This is a genomic window from Microbacterium kribbense, assembly GCF_039537285.1.
Taxonomy (GTDB): Bacteria; Actinomycetota; Actinomycetes; order Actinomycetales; family Microbacteriaceae; genus Microbacterium; species Microbacterium kribbense.
In genome coordinates, this window is record NZ_BAABAF010000012.1 from 23983 (window position 1) to 48720 (window position 24738).

The window sequence follows — 24738 nt, forward strand, 5'->3', positions numbered from 1 at the left end:
CAGGTCGTCAAGCTAACAGGCTTGAGCAGAGTTTATCGGATGTTTTGCGTAACCCTACACAGTGAAGGGTTCCGCAAAACTATCGCAAAACTATCGAGACTCAGCAGCGGATCGCCAGACCACGCCAGTCGAGGTCTTTCAGGCCGGCGGTCACCCAAGATGCGAACCTGCTAGACCAGAACCTGTCGCGGACGTTCCGGCCGGCTGACAACCCCCTTCTTCGGCCTGATGCGGGACGCGGCCCTCGTGCGTTGTTCGTGTGCCCGGAGCGACGCCCGGTAGTGCGGGAAGCGTTTCGGGCTGCCGTGGGCTGTGCTGGAGATGGGAAGCATCCACAACTACAACACGGTCCATGGACAACGGCACCTCGTGCGATACCGGAAGCCTGACGGAGCCCACGCCGCCCGGCGCGGTTTCCTCTCCCGAGCAGACGCGGTCGAGTACCTCGCATTGATCGACACCGCGATCGCCCGAGGAACGTATGTCGACCCGACGACCGGTCGCGTGACGGTCGAGGAACTCGCCACCGATTGGCTCGCGTTCCAGGCTGCGGTCCTGAAACCCTCGACAGTGCACGGGCTGAACTCTGCCTGGCGAGTACACGTCGCCCCCGCCTGGGGTCACGTGCGAATCGACGAGATCCTGCATGGACACGTCCGCGCCTGGATCACCGAACTCGCCGCCGCGACAGGACCGTCGACGGTGATCCGAGCCCACGGGGTCCTGGCGGGAATCCTCGACGTCGCCGTCCGCGACCGGCGCCTCGCGGACAACCCTGCCCGCGGCATCCGCCTCCCCCGCAAGACTCCCGCTCGCCGCCCGTACCTTGCCGATGAGCAGGTCGAGCTCCTGGCCGGCCACGCACGGCATCCGGCACTTGTCTATACGCTCGCGTACACCGGTCTGCGGTGGGGAGAGGCGATCGCTCTCCGCGTCCGAGACGTGGACCGCCACCGTCGACGACTACACGTCCAAGAGAACGCCGTCACCGTGAACGGCAGGATCCATGTCGGATCCCCCAAGACGCACCGCACCCGATCCGTGGCCTACCCCAGCTTCCTCGTCTCGCAGATCGACGCCGTCGTCGTCGGAAAGCTTCCCGACATGCTGCTCTTCGGCACCGGCCGCGAGTATCTTCCCCGCCCCAGCTCGCAGGCCGGCTGGTTCGCCTCCGCCGTCAGACACGCGCAAACCGAAGACCCCGCCTTCCCTCGCGTCACACCCCACGACCTCCGCCACACCGCAGCCGCACTCGCCATCCGTGCCGGAGCGAACGTGAAAGCCGTACAGCGGATGCTCGGGCACGCGTCGGCGGTGATGACCCTCGACACCTACGCACATCTCTTCGAGGACGACCTCGACACAATCGCGCATGCGATGAACCACGCGCATGCCGAATCCACCCGTTCAACGCCCTAAATCGGGCAAAAGTCCGAGGTTGGCCACCCACGCGACACGACCAGTGTCGTTCTCATTTTGTTCTCAAACCCACGTCAGCGCCTCTAATATAAAGCGCTGACCTGGGGTTTTGGCGGTGACGGTGGGATTTGAACCCAAAGAGGTTCGATCCTTCTCGATCCGTTCCAGTCGGTCTGCCGCAGAATCACGCGGTTACGCGCCTACCAGCATCTGCTGTCGATCGTCCTGGATCGGGCCGGATCCTGTTCAGTTGTGGGCACCGTGTGGGCACGACCAGTCTCGCGGGCGACGTGGCGTTCAATTGTCAGCAGCGGCTCCGAATCAAGCGTGACCGCCGTCATCAGCACGATATCGCGGATCACGATGATCGTGCACCTGGGGTGCTTGCCCACCACGCCCACGACGTCCCACTGTTGCCTTCACGCGTTCTGTTTGTCGGCGGGGTTTGACGTGACGATCAGGAGCAGTCGCTCGGTCTGGACAAAGAACCGGGCCGCGTCGGGTCCGATACCGTGGCACACGCTGCGCATGTCACGGCGTGCCCTGCGCAGATCGTATCGGTGCAATGGTTCGAGGTGGGCGACCCAGTTCCTCAGCCCATGGACGTTCGCAACGCGGGTCACAACGCTGTCCGCTGACCATTCGCCTGGCCACGCGGGGAAGGCGTTGCTGATAGCGACTTCCCACAGCTTCTGCTTCGACCTGTTCGCCTTCGACGGCAGGAGGTACCGCCACGCACCCAACGACATCTGCGCGAGCACGTCGTCGTGACACAGCGACCGCCCGTGCTCGGCGGCGATTCGACGACCACGCTGCGCGGCTTTGGCAACCGCGGCAAGGTTCAGCGCTCGGCGAAGATACACGTGCGGGGTGATCAGCCAGTCCGGCGTGCCGGCCATGACCTGATTCCACGCGCGAAGCTCCCTGTCGATCGCGTTGCGCAGCACGAGCTCGAACACGTGGATGGCTTCCATCGCCGCCCCCGATGCCCGCACATTCCACACGAACAGCTCGTGCGCGAGCCCGAGGTCGCCGTGCGTGTCGGCAAGCAGACGCTGCAACCGGGGGCCGCCGATGAATCTGGGACTCACAGGCTCCGCGGGTGGCATACGGGCTAGACTAGATGCACAAACACCGGACGCCTAGCGGATCGGTGCTTATACATAAGGGGCCCGGCGCAAGCCGAGGCCCCTTATCCGTCCCCCGGCCACGCCGCCACCTCGCTGCCGCCGCGTCTAGGCCGCAACCCGCCCTGAGCGTGCCATCGGCGCGGCTTCATCGTGCCAACAGCCAGGCCACGCATGCAAGCAATGGAATGGCATCGAGACAGTCGCGTCTCAGGCCACGACCAATGCCCGTGAGCCGACCAGCTTGGGGACATCGTTCGAACCGCAGTTCGACGTGTGGCTAAGGTGGCGTCATGTCTGGGGACTACGCAAATGAATCCATCACTGAGACGGATCACGAGGCGGGCGAGCTGCTCCACCGCGTGTTGCTACGCCTGGCCGAGTTGGTCAACGAACACGAACGGATCTACCCAGTGGCACCGGGCGCGAACTCAGTGCTCGCCGCGGATGACATCGCAACACACCCCATGCAGATCGGCCACTTTGCCGATTACTGCCTCCTTCAAGCAGTGGATACCTGCCGCTCCATCGTCCGCGCAGTCCGCGACGAGGATGGCGGAATCACTCTCCCGATCATGAGCCTCTTCACGCTCGCGCGCTCCGTGATCGAGTGTGCGGCTACCGCGATGTGGGTCTTGGCGCCGCCCGATCGCCGCACGCGGGTCCTGCGGCGTCTCCAATTCGAGCACAATGAGTTGTCGCACGAGACTGAGTTGACCAAGAGCGCAGCCTCGTCGTTCTCGAAGCCCGAGGAACAGGCGGCACTCCGCAAGGACGCGGAAAACCGCAAAAGGGCGAACGAATACTTGCGGGCTGTCGCGCATGCCAACGGGATCGACCGCACCGAGTATGAGAACGCGCGGCCCGGGTGGGAAGAAATCCTGATCGTTGCCGGCGAAGCGATGGGCATTGAGCATCGCGGACTGCCCACGGTCTGGCGTCTATGCAGTGGGCTCTCCCATCCGTCGGTCACCCGCGGGATCAACGTCCTCCAGTTCACTCAGACAGGCGAGAAGGGCGGCATGCTCAGCGGCGTGCTATCCGTCAAGACGAGCAACGCCGTGGGCGTCGTGTCTCTTGCCCACCGGGCGACCAAGATCGCTTTGGATCGCTGGCGCCAGTCCAAGATGCAGGTGAATCCCGAGCGTCCCGTCCCGAAGCCCGTCCCACCGAAGTTCTGACACTGTCGGATGACGAGGCACTTCGACTTCAAGCGACCCAGCGCTGTCAGCTGTGTCTCAAATGAGGACCGGCACCCGCGCGGTCACCCTAAGATCGGGTCCCCCTTCCTGTGCCGCGCGAGAGAACTCGACGGGGCGACGGTAGGTGGCGGACTCGGCGCCCAGTGGTGTCGACCCCTTCTGGAAGGATGAGCACCGTGGACGTTGAAGCGCTGGCAGTCGCCAAGATTCAGGCAATGATCGCGCGCTGTCCGCACCTGAAACCGTTCATCACGTCGAATGACAAGACACCATTCACGGACGGTCACATCGATGTGTATTCCGGGCTCGGCCAGAAGAAGACTGACTGGCTAGGAAGGGTATCGGTGCAGGTAAAGGGCCGATCGCATTCGGGGAAGCAGTCCGCGCAGATATCGTTCAGCATCTCGCGCATCGACTTGCTCGGGTTCCAGCGAGACTCAGGCGTCCTCTACTCCTACGTTGCCGTCGACAAGCGCGGCCGCTGTACACCGTACTACGCCCTCCTCTCCCCGTTCACGATCGAGCACTTCTTGAACTCCGCGCCGGCCGCGCAAGGGTCGATCTCGGTCGCGCTCAAACGGTTCCCCTACCAGCCCGTCGAGATCGAGCGGATCGTCGCCCTGGCACTCAAAACCCGCGATCAGCGAACGTCGTTGGGCTTCGACTCCGACGTCTTCCAGAAGATGAAGAGCCTCACCGTTCACTCGGCGATCGATCTGAATCTCAGCGCCCCGCTACGCCTCACACCCGATGAACTGGATTACGCGCTCGAACTCACGACTGACGGCGGACTGACGCTGCCACTTGGCGGCGAGCTGCACATCTACCCGCAGACGTACATGGAACAGTCGACGGACATCGCGATTGGAGCCGGCGGCGTGACATACGAGCGCGTCTCCACTCGTCGCGTTGACGCAGAGACTGTTGAAGTCCGCCTCGGCCCGGCCGTGACACTCACAATGCGGGAGAAGGGGACTCAGCGGATATGGAACGTGAGCTACACCGCTCCAGGCAACTTCGTTGAGCGACTCAGGGCCACCCGCTTTCTTGTCGGCCTGATCGAGAAGCAAGGCGTCGAGATCAACGGCGCGGCGAGGCCGCTTGGCGGCGCAACCGTCGCCGGCTACCTAGACGAACTCCGAGGCCACCTCTCCACTCTCGAGGAGCTGGAAGAACTGTTTGACCACCTGAGCGTTAACAGCGCGTTGGTCGACCTCGAGGAGATAAGCGCCAATGCCTTCAACTGGCTCAAGGCGCTGTACCGAGCGTTCGTGGGCGGGGAGGAGTTGCGAAACGAGTCCGGCGACACCGCGCGCGGCCTTGTGCACCTTGGGCGCTGGGCAGTCATGCTCATGACAGTGCCAGGCAGCGAGCCTGACACCTGGCGCTACATCGACCCCTTCGACCCTGCCGCACCCCACATGTTCCGCTGGAGCGCTGAGGACGACGATGGCACCAGCGCCTTCCCCGTCACCGCCTATGACATCGTCGAGCAGGAGCACTTGCCGACGATACTGAACCTCCGGCTCGACCGCATTCTGGACGCATACGAGCCCATCGCGGATAGCGACCGCACGATGGGCCTTGCGAATCGGTGCGTGCTGGCACTTGTCCTAGCGGCAGACTCCACGGACGAGCGAAAGGAAGAGTTCCTTCGCGCCGGCGGTGAGCTCAACGAGTGGATCATCGAGCACGAGGGCGAGACGCCCGTCCACCTCATCAACAGGTGGCAGATTATCCATCGGACCACCGGGCTCTCTCCCGAGCATTTGAACGCGATTCGTACCATGAAGCGGCAGGCTGGACGAAGAAGCGCGGCGATGGCTGAAGAGATCGAGCTGTCGTGCGCAATTCTGCTCGACGATGCGGAGGAAGTGGACTATCTCCTCGGCGAACTGGCCGAGGACAAGCTCGCTACGATTCGAACCTGGCCAATCTGGAACCTCCGCCTACAGCCCAGAAGCGGGGGAGTGGAGGTCGACGATGAGCAGAATCTGCGTCGCGGACAAGGTCCTGCTTGAGTACCAAACCGGCAGGATTAGCATGAGCCGGCTCACGCAGCTCAGCTACATGAGCAAGGCGTCCGTGTCGGCCGCGATCCGCACACTGACGGCGCAGAACTTCGTGGCGCGCGAGCGTTCCGCCGACGATGCCCGCTCACTGAATCTCGAGATCACGGATGCCGGCACCGATGTGGTCGAGCACATCTACCCGGTCTACAACCAACGCGAGCAGGCATGGGCGAGCCTGCTCGACGCAGACGACCGTGCCGCGCTGCTGCGCGTTCTGGAGCGACTGAAGGAGCGCACCCGCAATCATGAGCGTCCGTGACCCCATCGCACGCCGACCATACTCCGTTAGCAGCACGGCTTTGAATTGCTCGAAGGTCGTTCCCGCGGGCCGTGCCTATCCACCCTTGGGTCAGGTCCAGATTCACGGCGATCGCAGTGTCGCTGAAGTGGTGCGCAGCTAGCGCACACTCCGGCCGCGGCGGGACGACCGCCGCGGCCGGAGCTTTCTCGCTATCAGCTGCGTGGTTTGCCTGGAGTTTATGGGGCTGTGGACTGGGCAAGCTCTGCTTCCGTGGCGGGTACGCGAGATACGCTGCCGTCGGCACCCTCGAAGCGGCGACCCCATCCGGTGAGGACCGCGAAGATCATCACCGCGGTGAGCACGAGAGGATACAGCGTGCCGCCGAACAGTGTGAACGTCGAAAGCGTCGGGGCGCTGTCGTAGCCGTGCGTGAGGATCGACCCGATGAACAGGTACGCGCTGAGCACAGGTACGACCGCTCCGATACCCATCGCGAAGCAGTCCATGACGTTGGCGCGACGGTACGGGTGGATGTTGATGCGTGCACCGATCTCGTCGGCGACGGGGCCGAAGGTGAGCATGGCTGCGGAGTTGACGCCGCCGAAGAGCATCGTGGTGATGGTGATCCCGCCGCCGATCGCCAGTTCGGCCCCACGCGGGCTGCGAGCGAGCCTGCTGTTGACCAGTGCGTCGATGACGCGGGAGAGCACGCCGGCGGCGTTGAGGACGCCCATGATGCCGAAGACACCGATCACGAGAGCCACCGTCCCGACCATGGAGTTCACCCCGTCGAACAGGAACCCGGTGGGGGCGCCATCCTTGGCGCCGATGATGTCGTTCGGCTTGAGCAGGCCGGTGAGCAGGCCGGTGATGATTCCCGCAACCAGGCCGCCGGTTATCGCTTTGAAGATGTCGCGGGTGGTGAAGGCGAGAACGAGCATGATCGCCACGGGGATGAGCATGACCAGGCCGAGCGGGTTTGCGGTGCTCGGGTCGACCTGGCCGCCCTGTGCGGGGCCGCCGGAGCCGCCGAAGGCGAAGAATCCGATTGCGCACAGAACCGCTGCGGCGAGTGCGTACCGCGCCCGACTGGAAACGACGCCACTGATGTCGGCGACACCTTCTTTGCGACGGAAACGCTGGGTGGATGAGGAGATGATCGTGGTGTCGGAGATGGGTGCGAGGTTGTCGCCGAAGATCGCGCCGGAGATGATCGCACCGGCGAGGAAGACGGGATCGGACCCGAGCAGCACCCCCGCGGGGTAGAAGATCGGGAACGCGGTGAACATCGTGCCGATCGACGATCCGGTCGACATGGAGACCACACACACTGAGATGAACACGAACAGGGTGAACGTGTTTCCGTTGACACCGACAAGGTTTGCCAGCCACACGAACCCCCCGGAGACGTTGGTCACCTTGATGAGTTGAGAGAACATGCCGACCACGAACAGGATGACGATGATCGCGACGGAGGTGGGGCTACCGATTCCACGCATCACGCTTTCCCAGAACCGGCTGTAGTTGCGCGCGAAGACGGCACCGATCATGAGGGCGACGAACGCTCCCATGGCCAGGGCGACCATGTCGAATGCGTTGAGCACGACGAAGTACAGCACGCAGAACACCAGGAACACGAGCACCGGGATGAAGGCCATCAGCCATCCCCCGCGGAAGGTGAGGGCCGTCGCGTCCGTGTCCTGCTTGTCTTGTCTCTTGCTCACCATGACAACTCCTTCGTTCCATGACCGGTGGGCGGCTGTGTCGTCCAGCGCGATGACCATTCCGGCTCGGCTGGATTGCCCCAGTATGAACCTACCGAGGCCGTTTGTGCAATCAGACTATACAGATTTGCGACATCTTCGGTGAAGCGTACAGCCTGGGTGTACGCTCGAGGGCATGATCGGTGATCGGCTTCGAACCCTGCGCAAAGAGCGCGGCTTGAGTCTGCGCTCGCTCGCAGATCAGACCGGCTTGTCAGCGACGCTGCTCAGCCAGATCGAGCGGGGCGTCACCGACCCCAGCCTGAAGTCGCTGCGGATGCTGGCCGGCGTGTTCGGGCAGTCAGTTGCGACACTGTTCGAGAACAGTGACCTGCCGCCGGTGACGATCAGCCGGCCTGGTGCACGCAGTCGGATCACATCTCCGGCCGGACACGTGCAGTATGAACGGATCGCTGCGAGCAACGGGTCGTTCGAGGTGCTGCGCGGTGTGCTGCAGCCGGGCGATACGTCCAGTGACGATGCATGGGCGCACGAGTCCTTGGAGTGCGTCTACGTCATCACCGGCACACTGACCGTGTTCGTGGGAACCGAGCAGCATCGGTTGGCTGCCGGCGAGGCTGTCACCTTCGATGCGCGCCAGCCTCACCGCTACGCCAACGACAGCACGACGGACCTGGCCGAGCTGCTGATGACTGTCAGCCCACCTATGCCCTAGACCCCGCCGGAACGGCACCAGTTCAAGGAGGAACCATGAATCGCGATGACATTGAGTGGACCGGGTACATTCCCGCGGTGACCACACCGTTCGACCTCGAAGGCAATCTGGACTTGAATGCCTTCGAGGCGCAGGTCGACTGGTTCATCCAGCAGCGTCTGCATGGGATCATCCTGGCGGGTACCAGCGGTGAATGGTTCAGCATGACCGCGCCCGAGCGCGCACGGCTGTTTGAAGCGGGTGCCCGCAACGCCGGTTCGGAGATGTGGGTGATCGGTGCGTGCAATGCCTTCACCCAACGGGAGGCGATCGAGCACGCTCGATCCGCGCAGAAAGCCGGGCTGGACGGCATCCTGTTGACCCCTCCCCCGTACATCGTCCCCAACAGGCGGGAGATCGTCGCTTTCTATCAGGCGGTATCCGATGCCACAGACATCCCCATCTGCATCTACAACTGGCCGCGCGGTTGCATCGTCGATATGGACACCTCGATTCTGACCGAGCTGGCCGAGATCGATCACGTCGTCGCGGTCAAGAACTCCACCGGGAACTTCGCATCCTTCCTGGAGAGCATGTACGCGCTCGAGTCGGAGGTGCGCTACTTCGGCATGCCGACCAGCCCGCTCGGTGCAGACCTGGCACTTCTGGGCCACGGCGACGGCCTCATGGGCTCTGGAGCACCGCTCGGGGCCGACCACTCCGACTTCTGGCGCGCGATTGCAGAGGGAGACCGCGACCGCGCGATCCGGCTCGGGGCGCGCGACCGGGTGGTGATGACCGCCTGGTTCAGGCCGGACTATGGTGCACAGTTCGGCAATCAGCAGGCCATCATGAAAACGGCCCTGCGACTGCAGGGAGTTCCCGCGGGCTACGTACGTGAGCCGCTACTGGAACTCACCCCCGCCGAGGTCACCCGCGTCGAAGCGACACTGCACGAACTGGGGATCGAAACGGTTCCGCTGGTATGAAGGCAGTCCACGACATCGTCGTCATAGGAGGTGGCCTGCTTGGCTGCGCACTGGCGTGGATGTTGGCACGCGATAGGGCCGACATCGTGCTGCTGGAGAAGGACCAGATCAACCAACATGCCTCCGGCCAGAACGCCGGCAGCCTGCACTTCCAACTCGAGTACCGGATGATGGAGCAAGGCCTGGACCAGGCCCGCGTTGCTGCCGAAGCGATGCCATTGCACCTTGATTCCGCGAAGAGGTGGGCGCGGCTCGGCGATGAACTCGGTGAATCACTCGGCGTCGTCCAAACCGGCGGACTGATGCTTGCCGAGAACGACGAACAGGCCGACCTCCTGTATGCGAAGAGCGAACTGGAGCGTTCTTGGGGACTGGATGTCCGCGTGATCTCCGGCCAGGAGCTACGCACCACGGCACCATATCTTTCGGACACCGTCGTTGCCGCGTCGTTCTGCCCCATTGAAGGGAAAGCTGACACGCGCACTGCCGCACCGGCGCTGGCCCGAGGTGCCGCTCGTCTGGGCGCCGACATCCGCACTCGAAGCGAAGTGGTGGCAATCGACCGAGATGGCTCCCACTGGAGCTTGACCGTGCGAGACGGGCACGGCGCACCGGATGCCACGATCCATGCGGCGACGGTGATGATTGCCGCCGGTGTCTGGACCACAGAAGTCGGGACGCTGCTGGACGTGGACTTGCCCACCGTCCCCCTGGCACTCACGATGACCGCGACCATGAAGACGGCCAAGTTCATCCCCCACCTCATCCAGCACGCGGGTACGAAACTGTCCTTGAAGCAGTCACTGGACGGAAACCTGCTGATCGGGGGCGGGTGGCCTGCGCGTCTGATGATCGACGACGCGGGGAACCCTGACTTCGCTCGTAAGCCAGAGCTCCTACGCCACTCGGTCGCCGGCAACGCTCGCGCCGCCGCTCGGGTCGTCCCGCGCACCGGGAACATCCCCGCGCTGCGCACCTGGGTGGGAACGACGACCGTCACACCCGATCAGTTGCCTTTGGTCGGGCCCCTGGCAGGTAAACCCGGAGTATTCGTGGCGACCGGCGGGTCGGCATTCACTCTTGGCCCCGCATTCGCCCACGTGCTCGTTCAACTGGCGCAAGGCCGCGCCCCTGACATGGACCTGTCCGCGTACGATCCCGCACGATATGCGAGGCTCCAATGAGTGAGGGTTACCGTCTTCCCGCCGACCGCGGCCGCCGGATCCAAGTGTGGTTCGCCGATGAGCCGATCGATTGTTACGACGGTGAGACAGTCGCGGTCGCGTTGCTGGCGGCGGGGATTCACCGATTCGGTGTCATGGACGATGACACCCCGCGTCAGCCGCTATGCAACATGGGCACCTGTTTTGACTGCAGCGTGATCATCGACGACGCCCGTCTCGTGCGCTCGTGTCTCACCCCGGTCAGAGACGGCATGCACATTCAGCCCGAGAGGAGACACTGACGATGTTCGACGTGGTGGTCATTGGCGCAGGGCCGGCCGGCATGGCGGCGGCAGCCGCAGCGGCTGATCACGGCCTGTCTGTTGCACTCATCGATGAGCAGCAGCGCGTGGGCGGACAGATCTTCCGGCAACCCCCGACCGCGTTCACTGCCGAGACGCTTCACCCCACCGCGGGCTACCGCTGGAGCCTCGATCTCATCGCCGACATCGAGAACCGCGCCGATATTTCATGGATGCCTGGGACCACCGCACTCGGCATTCTCCGTGACCGCGAAACCACTCCGCAGGTCTTACGTGTCGCGGTCAGCGACGATGACGGCGGGCGCACGCTAGCAACACGGCGCATCCTCATCGCAACCGGTGCGTATGACCTTCCCGTCGCCGTTCCCGGGTGGACATTGCCCGGTGTGTTCATGGCCGGTGCTGCACAGACCCTCGCAAAGAGCCAGAAGTTCGTCGTGTCGGACCGCGTCGTCCTCGCAGGCTCACACCCGCTCCTGATCATCGTTGCGGACCTCCTACGCCGCAACGGGGTGGACGTCGCCGAGGTCGCTTTGGCGCGGGGCATCCCCGGTCCCGCCGAGGTTGCTCGGTCCCTGGCTGCGATTCCCGGACATGTGGGCATGTTCACCGAGCTGGGTGCCATGATCGCACGGCTTGTCGCCGCCGGAACACGGTTCAGCACACGGACCGTCGTCACGAATGTCCACGGTGACGACCGTGTCAAGGCCGTTGACCTCACCCGCGTCAACAGGGCTTGGCAGCCGACGGCACCGCCCCGGCAAGTGGACACATCCGCGCTGGTGCTCGGGTATGGATTTCTGCCATCCACCGAACTGGCTCGCCAAGCGGCGTGCGCCGTGTCGTGGGACTCTCCTAAGGGGGGATGGGTCGTTGACCACGATCAACACATGCGTACCAGCGTGCCTGACATCTTTGTCGCGGGTGAGCCCACCGGGGTCGCAGGCGCCGACCAGTCTCGCGCTGAAGGCATGCTCGCGGGGCTCAGCATCGCACAAGATCTCGGTGCGTCCGTTCCAAGCACTCAACTCGACGCCGTCCGTCGCGCGCTTGCAAAGTCGAACCGCTTCTCCAAGGTCGTGCAGAACATGTTCGCTCCGAATCGTGGGGGTCTGACCAACCTCGCCACTGCGGACACGCTCATCTGCCGATGCGAGCGCATTACCCGCGGGCGCATCACCACCACACTCGGCGCGAACCCTCACCTCGACACAGCCAGTGCACTCAAGCTTGAATGCCGTAGCGGGATGGGGCCATGTCAAGGGCGCTACTGCGAAAACACGGTCACTGGAATCATCGCAGCCACACGCAACACCACACCGGCCCAGATCGGCCGGTTCTCATCGCACTTCCCCGTCAAACCCGTCCCAGTGAGCGTCCTCAGCCAGATCGACGATTGACATGGGGCGCTCCTCTTAACACCCGACGGGCGGATCTCCTGCTTAGGACCGTCCATATTGTGGCCGTCATGCGTGGATGCCGTAGGCCATCATCGAGTACAGCCAACCGTGGGTTCCACGAAGGCGAGCTCGGTGCCTTCGGTCATCATGCGGCTCATGCCCGTTGTAGGAGCCTCCGAGTAGCGGTTCTCACGCAGTTGCCGGTGGACGCATGATCGCGAGACCCACGGAAGCACACGCTCGAATCGGGAGACACCGTGGAGTCATCAAAGCTGCCCTCGACCCTACGCGCGCCGTCGACCCAGCCGATCCTCCACTGAAATGAGTATTTGCACCTCTGAGCGCCAGTGAATATTGCGGTGGAGCGCCACCCGGTATTGCGTTTCGGGGCCGCCGGGTATCGCCGGTGAGCGCCACCCGCGTGTTCGCGCATGTTGACGTCGCCGGTTTCGATCCAGAGCGTGTTGTGCACGATGCGATCCATGATCGCGTCGGCGTGGACGCCGCCGCCGAGGCGTTGGTGCCAGTCCTTCTTCGCGTATTGGGTGCAGAACACCGTCGAAGCGGCGTCGTAGCGCCGCTCAAGGAGTTCGAGGAGCATGCTCCGAACGTCGTCCGTTGGCGGGTCGAGGAGCCATTCGTCGATCACCAGGATCGTGAACGCCGAATATTTGCGCAGCCACTTCTCCTTCCCGGCGGGCTTGTCTCGAGCGACGGCCCAGGTCTCTTCGAGGTCGGGCATGCGGATGTAGTGGGCCCGGTAGCGGTGTTTGCAGGCTTGCTTCGCGAGCGCGGACCCGAGGTAGGACTTCCCTGACCCGGTGAAGCCTTGGAACACGACGTTTTGCTGCCTCGTGATGAACTGGCAGGTCCCGAGCTGCGCGATCACGCCCCGGTCCAGGCCCCGCTGCTCGAGCAGGTCGAGGCGGCGCAGGTCCGCGTTCGGGTAACGCAAGCCCGCACGTCGGATGAGTCCCTCGACCTTCGACTGGGTGAATGTGGCGTGGGCGTCATCGACGGCGAGCTTGATGCGCTCCTCGAACACCATCCCCAACGTGAGGGTGTCGTCCTGGACGTCGAACGCGTCCACCAGCGATGTGACCCCCATCTCACGCAGCTTCCGCTTCGTCTCCGAGTCGAGCCGGCTCACCGGGCGCCCCCATCGGCGTAGTAGTCCGCGCCGCGAACATACCCGCCAGGCTCGGCCGCGGGCTCGGAGGGTTCGAACCAGGGACCCCTGCCGCGTTGGTCCTGGTTCGAGGCGAGGATCGGCCGCAGGTGCGCGTAACGTGGTGATCTCACTCGTGAGGCCAGCGCGATGCCCGCGGCGGCTTCGACCCTGGTGGCGGAGTATCGGCGCGTCAACCGCAGCACGGCCAGGGCCGCGTCGAGGCCTTGCTCCTCGACCGGCACGGCCTCGAAGATCCGGTTCACGACGGTGGTCGTGTTCTCCCCGATTCGGGCCGCCCACTCCCGGACCCGGGCCGCGTCCCACTGCCGGTAGCGGGACCCGTCGGGCAGGTCACCATCATGCGTCCGATACTCGTTGACTATCCCGGCCGGGGCGATCAGATGACTGGTCAGCCGATCCTGCCCCGCGAACACCTCGATCGTCGTGTCGGTGACCCGCAGGTCGACGCTGGCACCGATGTGGGCGGCGGGGACGGAGTAGAAGTTCTTCTCGAACACCACGTGCCCGTTCTTCTGGACGCGGCGTCCGTAGACCCATCGGGCGATCTCGAACGCCACGGCCGGCAGCGGTCGCAGCAATGGCTTCTCCTCCGCTTCGAACACGCTCGACCTGGACCCGGCGCGTTTCTGGAACGGTTCCGCGTTATACGCGGCGACGCGCTCATAGACCGCCGAGCGCAGCTCCGGCAGCGTCCCGAACAGCCGGTCGCGTAGGGACGCGATCACCCAGGTGGCGATGTTGCCGACCGTGTTCTCCACGCTCGCCTTGTCCTTCGGTTTGCGCACCCGGCCCGGCAGTACCGCGGCCGAGTAGTGCGCGGCCAGCTCCCGATACGCGTCGTTGAGGACCACCTCGCCCTCGGCTGGGTGCTTGATCACCCCGGTCTTCAGGTTGTCGGGCACGACCCGTGGGACGGACCCGCCGAACCAGTCGAACATCGCCGTGTGCGCACGCAGCCAGGTGTCCTGCTTCATGTCCAGCGTCGGCTCAACGAACGCGTACCGGGAGAACGGCAACGTGCCGACGAACAGATAGACCCGCGCCGTCGACGCGCCGGTGACCGGGTCAGTCAGCTGCATCGTCGGCCCCGACCAGTCGACCTCGACCGTCTGCCCCGCCTTGTGACCGACGCGGGACGCGGCCCCGGCGATAAGGACGTACCGCGCGTAGGTCTTGCAGAACCGGTCATAGCCCATCGTGGTCTCACCCTTGGCACGGCACGCATCGACATACTCACCGTGCAGCAGCTTCAGGGTCACCCCAACCTTCGCGAGCTCCCGGTGCACCCGCTCCCAATCCGGTTGCGCGTGCACGCTCTCATGCTCGCCCCTCCCGGGAAACAGTCGCGCATACACGGCTGCTTCCTCGAGATCGGCGATATCGTCCCAGCCGATGCCTTCTCGGTCGGCTGCGTCGATGACTGCGGCTACCGAGTGCCGGGACATGCCCTGCGCGGCGATCTGCCGCCCGGTGAGGCCTTCCGCGCGAAGCCGAAGCACCAGCTTCGCCTTGATCTTGCGTACCATCCGAATCACTCCTCCTGCCGCGTGATTGGCCACACGGCAGGAGGAGCCTACGAGGGTGGCGCTCACCCCGAATATCGAGCGGCGCCCACGAACACGATCACATCGACGGGCAACCGGTGCTCAACCGCAATACCCCTGGCGCTCAGAAACGCGAATATTCAGTTTTAATGGCGGTGACGGTGGGATTTGAACCCAATGAGGTTCGATCCTTCTCGATCCGTCTGGGTCGTCCAGCCGCGGAATCTCGCGGGTTCGCGCCTTCCAGGATCTGCTGTCGATCGTCCTGGATCGGGTCGGATCTTGTTCAGTTGTGGGCACGGCGTGGGCACGACTTCGCCACACATGCCACTGACCCGAGCAGAGAACCACCGAGCCGGTGTGTAACTTCTTCGAAGCGGCCGACCTACGTTTCACCAGCACTCTAACCCAGACAAACCAGCCGCGTCCGAGCCCGGCGTCGATGGACTTCCCGTGGGCGCACGCCGATGCATACCGACCGATTGTCATCGATGTCGCCCACGGTCGAACTGCGTCAGAGCCGTTCTTCACCGGTCCGCGAGTTGCGGGCGTCGGGCAGGATGCCGAACACCCCGACGCGCTCAATATCCTCGATGACGCGAAACCACACGTGATGATGCTTGAACACTCTCAGCGCTTCATGCCGCACGCCCGGCCTCACCGCTAGCTGGCACCGCGCCGCCTTCGAAGGCTGCGAGGTGACGACCACGACCGGGATGGGTAGGTCGAACGCCCGACAGATGCTGACCGGCCCGCCGCTTCCGGAGCCGGCTGAGCAGGTCGACCTGCGCCGAATGCGGCCGAAGGGGTTCAGCGACGAGTCGAGGCTCCTGCCGGAGCACGTGTGGGCGTTGATGGGCTGCCCGTGCGGGAAGTACACTTAATGTGTCTACATCACCCCGTTGACCTCGCCGCTCGCTGGTACGGCGCCGCCCTCGGAAACAACCCGGACAGATGAGCGACTGAACTTGGTCTGACTCGATTGTTTCCCTGGCGCTGCCAAGTTATGAGAGCACGCATCCGCCGATGGCGACGACGTCGAGGACAGCGGCTGGGCATCGGCGGCATTAGGCCCGATTTGTGGTCGAGCCGTTTCCCACCTGCAGCACCCACGACAGCGGGCCGCGCGCTGCTACTACTCGACGCGCTCCAACAGTGCAGCGATCGCCTGGCCACCGCCGATGCACATCGTCACCAGCCCGAGATGCGCGGCGGTCCGCCGCAGGGTGTATGCCAGCCGGAGTGCCAGGATCGCTCCCGTGGCGCCCACCGGGTGTCCGAGTGCAATCGCGCCGCCATACGGGTTCACAAGATCCGGGTCCAGCTGCGCATCCCGGATCACCGCCACGGCCTGGGCTGCAAATGCCTCGTTCAGTTCCACGACGTCCACCTCCGACAGATCACATCCCGTATTCGCCAGCACTTTCCGGATCGCCCCAACCGGGGCGTAGCCCATTATGGCGGGTTCGATCCCGGTGACGGCGAAGCCGACCAGACGGGCAAGCGCCGTCAGGCCACGCTCCTGCGCCTCCCTCTCGGTCATCAAGATGACGGCTGCTGCGGCGTCATTGATGCCGGATGAGTTTCCGGCTGTGACCGACCCCTCACTGGCGAACGCTGGCCTCAGCCTAGCGAGTGTTTCGAGACTCGTTCCTGGGCGCAGATGCTCGTCCTTGTCGATAACCACTTCTTGCTTCCGGTCACGAGTGGTCACACCGACGATCTCTTCGGCAAAGATGCCTTCGGCCTGTGCCTTTGCTGCCTTGCTCTGACTGAGGACCGCGAAAGCGTCCTGGTCGCTTCGACTGATGTTGAACTTGCGCGCGACATTCTCGGCAGTGACTCCCATGGCGTAGTTACCCCAGGGATCGGTGACAAGAGACAGGGTGCCGTCGACGAGCTTCCGGTCGCCGAGGAGGCTGCCGTCACGGGCCTGGTAGTCGAGGAACGGCTGCAGGGACATGTTCTCGTTCCCACCGGCGACGACGACCTTGGCCTGCCCCAGTCGAATACTGTTCACCCCGGCCCAGATGGCCTGGAGGCCACTCCCGCAGAGTCGATTGACGTTGTACGCCGTTGACGCCGCCGGAATTCCCGCCTCCAGGGCAGCGCGCCGGGCGTTGAAGATCTCGGGACCTACCTGGCCGACGCAGCCGAGCACCACTTCGTCAACCTCGCTTGCCGGCACCCCGGCTCTTCGTAGTGCCTCGGCGATGGCGGCCGCGCCGAGTTCGGAGGTCGGCGTCGATCTGAAGCCGCCCGCGTACCTGCCAACGGCGGTGCGTGCGCCTTCGACGAGCACCACCGTGTTTTCTGTTCCCATGCTCAACTCCTCTGCTGTCACGGCGATCAGATCCGGTAGCCGCCGCCGATATTGATGACTTCCCCCGTGATATACCCGGCCTCGTCAGACGCGAGGAATCCCACCAGGTCGGCGACGTCCTCGGGCCGGCCGGGCCGGCCGAGCGGAATCTTCGCGATCTGTGCCTCGTGGATGCCGGCAGGAAGCGCTCGTGTCATGTCCGTGTCGATGAAGCCCGGGCAGATCGCATTCGCCGTCACCTGATAGCGCCCAAGCTCGCGTGCTGCCGTCAAAGTGAGCCCGACGACGCCAGCCTTTGCGGCGGCGTAGTTCGCCTGCCCGACGTTGCCGAGCCAGCTCGCTGACGAGACATTGACGATGCGTCCGCTGCGTTGCTCGCGCATTGCGCTGGCCGCTGCGCGAGTGAGATAGAACACCGCGTTCAGATCGACAGTGAGCACCTGCGACCACTGTTCGTCGGTCATCTTGTGCAGGAGTGCGTCGCGGTTGATCCCTGCGTTGTTGACGCAGACGTCCAGAGTTGACCGTTCCTGGACCACGCGGTGGACGAGGTCGGCGACTGCCTCCCTGTCGGTCACGTCGAGCACCACACCGCGCGCGCGGCCGCCACATGATCGCTCTGTCTCGGCCAGATCCTCCGATCTGACATCGACGCAGTACACGAACATTCCTGCCGATGCGAGTTTTCTCGCGATTGCGCGACCGATACCGCGGCCGGCGCCGGTGACGATCGCACTCTTCTGGTCCATATTCACTCCTTGCGGTGCGATGGGGCTACGCGATCGCCCCGTTGCTGATGGGATGTGGCGCGCACCATGACACGCGCGTCTGCGACTTCGACACTGCGTTCGTAGAGGAACACGGGATTGAGATCAATCTCGTATCCGGGGTGCGCCGATACGAACTGCTGGAGCGCGGTCGCGATGGCCAACAGCGGCTCGGTGGCGAGCGGCTTCTGGTTTCGCGCGCCATAGAGAAGCGGCGCGCACCGCAGCTGGTGCAGATGCTCTGTGAAGCCACTCTCGGTGAACGTCCCTACCAGGACGGCGATGTCGGCGTCGATCTCGGCCGAGACGCCGCCGCGGCCTACGACGAGCACGGAGCCGAACAGCGGATCCGAGCGTACGCCGAGCATGATCTCGAAGCCTGACGGCAGATGCGGCATCACCAGAAGGCGACTACCCGGCGATGAGGAGAGGATGTCTGCCGCCGCTGCACGAAGCTGGTGCCGGTCCATGAGATGCGGACGCACCCCGCCCACATCCGACTTGTGGACAATGAGCGGGTTTGACACTTTGAGGCAGACGGGGAATCCGATGCGCGTGGCCGCGTCGCAGATGAGTTCGATGTCATCGCCAAGGTATTGCTGAGGAAGGGCGATTCCCGCGCTTGTCAGAAGGTCCCAGGCAGCCTCGGGAGAGAGCATGGTTTCGGCGGGGCTACCTGACTTGGCCTGCGGCTCACTGGCCACCGCTGGGGTCATGCCGCGCGCGGTTGCGTAGCGGCGAAGACTGCTGAAGAGTTGTCGCACGGTGCGGAAGACGGGGATGCCGCTGTCCTGCAGGATGCGCAGTGGCTCGGACTCTTCGCGTGTCAGCGGTGATTGAGCGGCGATGACGATGTTCCCTTGCTCCGCGATCTGCGTGATCGCCTGTGCTGCGGAGTTCTCTTCGTCGCGACGGGCGCTGTAGGTGCCGAAGAGGCCTCCGATCACGATGACGTCGACCTCGCCTGATTCGGCGACGGGGGCCAGGCAGCGGCTGAGGATCTGGGGGTCGTCTTCCACACCTCCTGCGGTGTCGAGCGTGAGCGGGTTCATACCCGGGCTCCGTGGAGCGTCGTCGGGGACGAACCGACCTAGCTCGACCTGCAGATCGGGACTGAATGCTGGCGCGGCGAGCCCATGTCTGGAGAGCTCGTCGAGGCTGAGGATCGAGTCCCCGCCGCCGTCGGTGAGCACACCGATACGCAGCCCGCTCGGCCGAGGTTGCCTGGTGAAGGAGAGGATGTCCAGGAGCTCTTCCGCATCCGCTGCACGCGACACATCGCACGATGCCAGGACTTCAGCCCAAACGGCGTCGTCAGAGCTCAAGGAACGAGTGTGCGAGCCGGCGACTCTCGCTCCGGCGCTCGACGTACCGGACTTGATCGCGACGACGGGTTTTCCTGACGCTCGGCAGCGTTGCAAAGCGTGCACAAACACTTCGCCGGCAGAGGCCGGCAGCCCCTCGATGTAGAGACCGATGGCGTCGGTGTTTTCGTCCTCCGCCAGCCAGTTCACGATTTCGGGGATAGAGAGATCGAGCTGATTGCCGATTCCCACACAGTGCGAGAATCCGAGACCCCGCCTACGAGCGCCGATAAATGCCTCCGCCGCAACGTTTCCCGATTGACTGACCAGCCCGATTCGTCCGCTGGGGAAGGGGGCGAAGGGGGTGAGGTTGATCTTGCCCACATGGGATGCGAGACCGAAGCAGTTTGGCCCGAGCAGACGGGCGTGATGCTGCTGGGTCAGGGTGAGCAGTTGCCCTTCGAGCGCAGCACCCTCCGACGTAGACTCGCCGAAGCCAGAAGACGGAACGATCAGGGTCTGGATTCCTCGTCGCATACACTGCGTGGCAGCGTCGAGCACCTTGCTGCTGGGTAGCGCGAGGAATGCGAGGTCAATACCGTCGCGCAGCCGGTCGATGCCGGTCACGACTTCTACTCCGTCAATGATGCAGTCGGGAGACGGGTTTACGCCAAAGAGCTCTCCTTCGAATCCCATCTGCTGGGTTTCGCGTATCAGGCGGTTTCCCCACTTCCGCGGATCTCTCGAGGCGCCGACGACGACCACGGATCCCGGAGTGAGCAGCGCCTCCATGCCAGGCTTCATGTCGTAGCCTCCTCGTCTGCCGCCCCGGGCCGAGCGTCGCGGTGTCCGGGCGTCCGGACGTAGCGGACGATGGCGCCGCACACACAGTGCGGCTTGGGGGAGGCTGCGCTGGTGATCGTCACTTGGTATTGCGCCTGGATGCCATCGCCCACCACATGCGCTTGTGCGAGGACGACCTCGGCACGCAGGAGCGTGCCCACCACCACCGGAGCAGGAAAACGGACATGCTCGAGGCCATAGTTGATGGTTGCGCTGACATCGTGGACGGAGATGACCTGGTCCAGGAAATGCGGAATGAGGGAGAGAGTGAGGAACCCATGGGCGATCGTGGCGCCGTAAGGACCTCTTCGCGCGCGATCGATGTCCACGTGTACCCATTGATGGTCGGAAGTCGCGTGTGCGAACGCGTTGATCATCTCCTGGGTGACGTGAGCCTCTCCGATGCCAATCACCTCTCCGGCATGCTCCAGCAGGGTGGCAGGCTCCGCGAGCTCCATGACTTGGGTCTCCTTTCGAGCGCGTCCTCGCGACGAGCGGTGGGCGCTGCGTCAGCTTTCGGGTGATGTGCTGGCCGCAGGCTGTACCCGAGACGCCTGGTGTCCTCGGCGAGTCTCGGCGAAATGCTCCGCTGCGATTCGGGCCTCCGCAGAAATCTGTGTCATCGTCGCGTAGAGCGACTCCAGGTGCATCGCCTGTTCCAGGCCGACCTCGGGGCCGAAGTCGAGGCATCGCTTTGCGTATTGCAGTGCAGCGGCTGGCTGTGCGGCAAACTTCGCCGCGATCTCAAGCGCGCAGGACGCGAGTTCGCCGTCTGGAACGACCCTGTTTATCAGGCCAAGGCCGAGTGCCTCCGTGCTTGAGAACCTCTCACCGAGCAACACCAGCTCCTTCGCCCGGACCATGCCGACCGCCAACGGGAGTACATGCGAGATCCCGCCGGTGATGCTCAGCCCGACCCCGACCTCGGGGAAGCCGAAGATCGCGCTCTCCGCTGCGACGACGAAGTCGCTGCACAAGGCAAACTCGCATCCGGCTCCCATCGCGTAGCCGTGCACGGCGGCGATGACGGGGAACGGCGTAGCCCTGATCAACCTCGTCACGTCCTGCGTGCGTTCGACCACTTGCCGGCGACGCTCCTCGTCCTGAATCGGTTGTTGTTTGAGATCGTGCCCGGCACAGAACGAGGTCCCTTCCCCGGCCAGAACGACAGCACGAGCCCGGTCCTTGACCGCGGATTCGAGACACTCGCAGAGCCGATCCACGAGCTCCGGTGTCACGGCATTGAGGCGCTCGGGGCGGTTCAGCGTGATACGACAGATCCCGTCAACGACGCTGTACTGCACGACCATGAGATCCCTCCGAATGCCGGTGTGGCTTGTCTGACACTCGAAGTATATCGATCGATCGAACGTTTTAGAAGATGATGATGGTGAATAGGTACGGTAGGGCCGGACAGCGGGCTACGACGAGGTGCCATGAACCACGCACTGACGAAGGACGATCGCACAGTACTCATCGCTGATCTGGTCAACACTGAGCGGGCCGTCCGGACGGTACCACGCATACACGCTGGTGCACGTGCCTAGGACGGCTCTGGTGGTCAGCTTGAGATCGCCGATGTCGAAGATTCCCTGCTCGCGCCCGTATTCCAGGGTGCGCTGCCAGATCGCCTCATATTCGTCTCTGAGCGCCACGACCTGGTGCCTCGCCCCGTCGTTCAGCGAACGCAGCTCACTATCTGTAACCCTGGCCACCAGCCCGAATCGGCAGTGGAAGCTGACGTGTTGTCGAACCAGATGCTTGATGCGCTCGCGGGGGTCCGAATAGCGCGTCTCCGCCGGCCTGGCGGCAGTCAGTTGGACGTTCATCGCGTCGACCATGACCCGGCATAGGAGTTCTTCCTTGCTGGTCATGTAGTGATAGAGGGTCGCGACGGTGATCCCAGCCTCACGAGCGATGTCGCGGATTCCCGTGGCCGCAAAGCCCCTCCGCCCGAACAACTCGATTGCGGCGTCCCATATCCGCTGCTCCGTCGACGTCATCGTCGAGCTCGTCGACGTCGTTGCCGTGTTCTCTGACTCTGCCACGCACTCATCCTGCCATCTGGCGTCGTCCATCGCCGGTACGCAGCTTCTCGGGTACCACGCGCCTGGCTGCCGGTATCGCCCGACAGCGCCGCCTGTTGCCTCATGTCAATACCTCCGCGGGATTGATTCATTGCCTCGGATGAAAACCTCCGCGTCGCTCACGCGTTCCAGGCGCTGTTGACCGGTGGCTTCACGGCTGCGGGTTTCTTTGCCAGGGCGAGGACCTCGAGCCGGCCAGTGAGCGCGAGGATCTGCCGAGACTGGGCCGCAGGATGAACTTTCTTGAACTCTGCGTTCATCCGGATGATTGGCATCTTGCGCATGTCCGAGCGTTCGATCGCGCGCTGGTGTGGGGTGGTCGCGGTGTCGTATCGTTTGGTCACTTTCGCGCCGTTGCGTTGCTTGAACACCAGCTTCTGCTGGGGCAGGAGATAGTTCGTGAACACCCGGTCCAACTCCCAGATCTCGTTCAACAAGGCGAGCTCGGCCGGCGTGTCGTAACGCAGATACCCGACGAGCTCACGCACGTGGGTCCAGTTCTTCTGCTCGACATGGGCACCGTCGTTACTATGGCTCGCCCGTGATCTCGTGAAGGTGATCTTGTTGGCCACGCAGTAGTCGAACAGGTGGTGGTTGATGAACTCGGACCCGTTGTCCGAGTCGATGCCGATAATCGGGAAAGGAAACACTCGGCCGACATGCATGAGCGCTTCGAACACCCACTTCTCGGCCTTGTTCTGCACCGACCGATTCACCGTCCACCCGGTCGCGATGTCCGTGACCGTCAGGGTGAAACAGAATCCGCCCGACGCGTTCCCGCCCTCGTGGCCGACCAGATCGATCTCCACGAACCCCGGGACCGCGTCGTCCCAGTCGGCCCAGGTACGGATCGGGATCTGCGACTTCAGCAGCGTCCCGGGCTTGGTATGGGAGCGACCGCGGGAGATCAGCTTCGCCCGTTCCGGGGCGAGCCGGCGGTCGATCGTTGCCGCGCTCATCCGCACCAACAAGGCCGCTTCGGCGTCGGTGAGGTCGAGCTCGTTATCGCGGCGCAGCAGCGGTACCAGCACGCCCAGCATCGGCGCCAGGCGCTTCCCGGCCGGCGCCCGCAGCACCGCCCAACACTTCACCAGCGCTCTCGTCACAGCAGACCCATACGTCGGCGCCCGCCCGACCCGGGGCCTCACCACCTTCAGCGTCAACGCGGCCCGCAACGCCGCCCGCGCGTAGTCGCGATGCCACCCGGTCAACTCGACCAACTCGGTCAGGATCCGGCCCTTGCCAGCCCGGTCAGCGCTGCGATACGCGAGCGCTTTCTTCTTCGTCACAGCCTGCCGCTGCGTCATCGTCAGCTCCATAGAAACGGGCGTAGCCCACATCCACCGGCTCAATTCCGAACCACGCCGAAGCGGAGGTTCTCAAATGAGGCAACGAATACTGCTACGCGGAGGTTTCTTCTGAGTCAACGCGCGCCGTTGACGGTCGTTCGATCGCTCGATAGAATCTGCCGCAGGGCGGCTGCTGGCACTGCCATCAATGCAGACGGAGAAGGGTTGGCGTCATGAGTCTTGGATCGTACGTTGTCACCGGGGGCTCGTCGGGCATCGGGAGGGCCGCGGCATTGTTGCTGGCCGAAAAGGGCGGCAGTGTCGGGATCCTTGATGTCCAAGATGATGCGGCTGAAGATACGGCACAAGAGGCGCGTCGCATCGGTGCTGCCGATGCCCGTGCATATCACTGTGACGTCACCGACGAGGCAGAGGTGCAGGCGACCCTCGCGAAAGTCCGCACAGAACTGGGAGCTCCTCGCGGGCTTTTCGCGAATGCCGGCATCGATCGGGGAGGATTGCTGCACGAACTGAGCCTGGCCAGATGGGAATCGGTCATCCAGACCAACCTGACGGGCGTCTTCCTGACCTGCAAGCACGTCCTCGCGGCGATGATCGACGCCGGAAACGGTGGTTCGATCGTATGTACTTCTTCGCCCGGTGGGTTCGTCGCATTCTCCGCCGGTGGCGCTGCGGCTTACAGCGCGTCGAAGGGCGGCATTTCCTCCCTCGTCCGCTGCATGGCGGTCGACTATGCCCAGTACGGAATTCGAGTGAACGCGGTGGTACCCGGGCCGACAGAGACACCGCTTATGTGGGCAAACGTTCCTGAGGGCGAGCGCGCGAGGGTCAGAGAGACCGTCAGTGCGGAGACCCCACTGGGGCGACTGGCCGATCCTTCTGAACCAGCGCAAGCGGTCGTATGGCTGCTGTCCGATGCGGCGTCATACGTGACCGGCTCTCATCTCATCTGCGACGGCGGCGTTCTCGCCAAGGCCGCTTTGAGCGTGTGAATACAGATCTATCCCGAAATCA

Annotated in this window: 22 protein-coding genes and 1 pseudogene; 10 read left to right on the forward strand and 13 right to left on the reverse strand. The window is 64.0% G+C overall.

The features are described from left to right. The first annotated feature begins 450 nt into the window (after positions 1-450). Positions 451-1419, forward strand: coding sequence for a tyrosine-type recombinase/integrase (locus tag ABD705_RS15180; protein ID WP_344785083.1), 969 nt, complete (start codon positions 451-453; stop codon positions 1417-1419). A 200-nt stretch (positions 1420-1619) separates the two neighbouring features. Here the strand turns inward: ABD705_RS15180 and ABD705_RS15185 are convergent, their stop codons facing one another. Both ABD705_RS15185 and ABD705_RS15190 read right to left on the reverse strand, forming a co-directional pair. Continuing rightward, the gene (locus tag ABD705_RS15185) at positions 1620-1820 is read right to left on the reverse strand and encodes a hypothetical protein (protein WP_344785085.1); all 201 of its coding nucleotides are present in this window, start codon (positions 1818-1820) and stop codon (positions 1620-1622) included. An 18-nt stretch (positions 1821-1838) separates the two neighbouring features. Further along, positions 1839-2528: a hypothetical protein gene (locus ABD705_RS15190; protein ID WP_344785087.1), complete on the reverse strand. Its 690-nt coding sequence runs from the start codon at positions 2526-2528 to the stop codon at positions 1839-1841. A gap of 311 nt (positions 2529-2839) precedes the next feature. Between ABD705_RS15190 and ABD705_RS15195 the strand changes: the two genes are divergently transcribed. From ABD705_RS15195 to ABD705_RS15205, 3 genes are all read left to right on the forward strand, one after another. After that, positions 2840-3727, forward strand: coding sequence for a hypothetical protein (locus tag ABD705_RS15195; RefSeq protein WP_344785089.1), 888 nt, complete (start codon positions 2840-2842; stop codon positions 3725-3727). 188 nt (positions 3728-3915) lie between these two features. After that, a complete protein-coding gene (locus tag ABD705_RS15200) occupies positions 3916-5769 on the forward strand; it encodes a hypothetical protein (RefSeq protein ID WP_344785091.1) in 1854 nt (617 codons plus the stop codon). Then, entirely contained in the window at positions 5732-6079 is a 348-nt protein-coding gene (locus ABD705_RS15205) for a MarR family winged helix-turn-helix transcriptional regulator (RefSeq protein WP_344785093.1), read from the forward strand. Before ABD705_RS15200 ends, ABD705_RS15205 begins: the two co-directional genes overlap by 38 nt. Before the next feature lie 218 nt (positions 6080-6297). Here ABD705_RS15205 and ABD705_RS15210 read toward each other — a convergent pair whose 3' ends face one another. After that, a complete protein-coding gene (locus tag ABD705_RS15210; RefSeq protein ID WP_344785095.1) occupies positions 6298-7788 on the reverse strand; it encodes a Na+/H+ antiporter NhaC family protein in 1491 nt (496 codons plus the stop codon). A gap of 172 nt (positions 7789-7960) precedes the next feature. On the opposite strand from ABD705_RS15210, the gene ABD705_RS15215 reads away from it, so the two are divergent. Genes ABD705_RS15215 through ABD705_RS15235 form a run of 5 tightly spaced genes read left to right on the forward strand, consistent with a single transcriptional unit; the run spans position 7961 to position 12354 of the window. Next, positions 7961-8500 carry a helix-turn-helix domain-containing protein gene (locus tag ABD705_RS15215; RefSeq protein WP_344785097.1) on the forward strand — a complete coding sequence of 180 codons (540 nt, stop codon included), beginning with the start codon at positions 7961-7963 and terminating at the stop codon, positions 8498-8500. A gap of 35 nt (positions 8501-8535) precedes the next feature. After that, the gene (locus ABD705_RS15220) at positions 8536-9468 is read left to right on the forward strand and encodes a dihydrodipicolinate synthase family protein (RefSeq protein ID WP_344785099.1); all 933 of its coding nucleotides are present in this window, start codon (positions 8536-8538) and stop codon (positions 9466-9468) included. Next, entirely contained in the window at positions 9465-10652 is a 1188-nt protein-coding gene (locus ABD705_RS15225; protein WP_344785101.1) for an NAD(P)/FAD-dependent oxidoreductase, read from the forward strand. Before ABD705_RS15220 ends, ABD705_RS15225 begins: the two co-directional genes overlap by 4 nt. Then, positions 10649-10933: a (2Fe-2S)-binding protein gene (locus ABD705_RS15230; protein ID WP_344785103.1), complete on the forward strand. Its 285-nt coding sequence runs from the start codon at positions 10649-10651 to the stop codon at positions 10931-10933. Before ABD705_RS15225 ends, ABD705_RS15230 begins: the two co-directional genes overlap by 4 nt. Positions 10934-10935: 2 nt before the next feature. Further along, the gene (locus ABD705_RS15235) at positions 10936-12354 is read left to right on the forward strand and encodes an FAD/NAD(P)-dependent oxidoreductase (protein WP_344785105.1); all 1419 of its coding nucleotides are present in this window, start codon (positions 10936-10938) and stop codon (positions 12352-12354) included. A 418-nt stretch (positions 12355-12772) separates the two neighbouring features. Here ABD705_RS15235 and ABD705_RS15240 read toward each other — a convergent pair. From ABD705_RS15240 to ABD705_RS15285, 10 genes and pseudogenes are all read right to left on the reverse strand, one after another. Beyond that, a pseudogene (locus tag ABD705_RS15240) lies at positions 12773-13504 on the reverse strand (ATP-binding protein); the annotation flags it as partial. Beyond that, positions 13501-15072 carry an IS21 family transposase gene (gene istA, locus ABD705_RS15245; protein ID WP_344785109.1) on the reverse strand — a complete coding sequence of 524 codons (1572 nt, stop codon included), beginning with the start codon at positions 15070-15072 and terminating at the stop codon, positions 13501-13503. The gene istA and the pseudogene ABD705_RS15240, both read right to left, overlap by 4 nt. A 532-nt stretch (positions 15073-15604) precedes the next feature. Continuing rightward, complete coding sequence (locus ABD705_RS15250) at positions 15605-15970, reverse strand: hypothetical protein (protein ID WP_344785111.1); 366 nt, start codon at positions 15968-15970, stop codon at positions 15605-15607. 255 nt (positions 15971-16225) lie between these two features. Continuing rightward, entirely contained in the window at positions 16226-17413 is a 1188-nt protein-coding gene (locus tag ABD705_RS15255; protein ID WP_344785112.1) for a thiolase family protein, read from the reverse strand. Between the two features lie 26 nt (positions 17414-17439). Continuing rightward, positions 17440-18162 carry a 3-oxoacyl-ACP reductase FabG gene (fabG, locus tag ABD705_RS15260; protein ID WP_344785114.1) on the reverse strand — a complete coding sequence of 241 codons (723 nt, stop codon included), beginning with the start codon at positions 18160-18162 and terminating at the stop codon, positions 17440-17442. Positions 18163-18164: 2 nt separating this feature from the next. Beyond that, positions 18165-20288: an acetate--CoA ligase family protein gene (locus ABD705_RS15265; protein ID WP_344785116.1), complete on the reverse strand. Its 2124-nt coding sequence runs from the start codon at positions 20286-20288 to the stop codon at positions 18165-18167. Next, complete coding sequence (locus ABD705_RS15270) at positions 20285-20785, reverse strand: MaoC family dehydratase (protein WP_344785118.1); 501 nt, start codon at positions 20783-20785, stop codon at positions 20285-20287. The genes ABD705_RS15265 and ABD705_RS15270 overlap by 4 nt, the downstream gene beginning before the upstream one ends. 51 nt (positions 20786-20836) lie before the next feature. After that, complete coding sequence (locus ABD705_RS15275; RefSeq protein WP_344785120.1) at positions 20837-21637, reverse strand: enoyl-CoA hydratase/isomerase family protein; 801 nt, start codon at positions 21635-21637, stop codon at positions 20837-20839. A 111-nt stretch (positions 21638-21748) separates the two neighbouring features. Beyond that, positions 21749-22375: a TetR/AcrR family transcriptional regulator gene (locus ABD705_RS15280; protein WP_344785122.1), complete on the reverse strand. Its 627-nt coding sequence runs from the start codon at positions 22373-22375 to the stop codon at positions 21749-21751. 158 nt (positions 22376-22533) lie between these two features. Continuing rightward, on the reverse strand, positions 22534-23733 hold the full coding sequence (locus tag ABD705_RS15285; protein WP_344785124.1) for an integrase catalytic domain-containing protein: 1200 nt from the start codon (positions 23731-23733) through the stop codon (positions 22534-22536). A gap of 203 nt (positions 23734-23936) precedes the next feature. Here ABD705_RS15285 and ABD705_RS15290 point away from each other — a divergent pair, with 203 nt between their 5' ends. Next, complete coding sequence (locus ABD705_RS15290) at positions 23937-24716, forward strand: SDR family NAD(P)-dependent oxidoreductase (protein ID WP_344785126.1); 780 nt, start codon at positions 23937-23939, stop codon at positions 24714-24716. Positions 24717-24738: the final 22 nt, after the last annotated feature.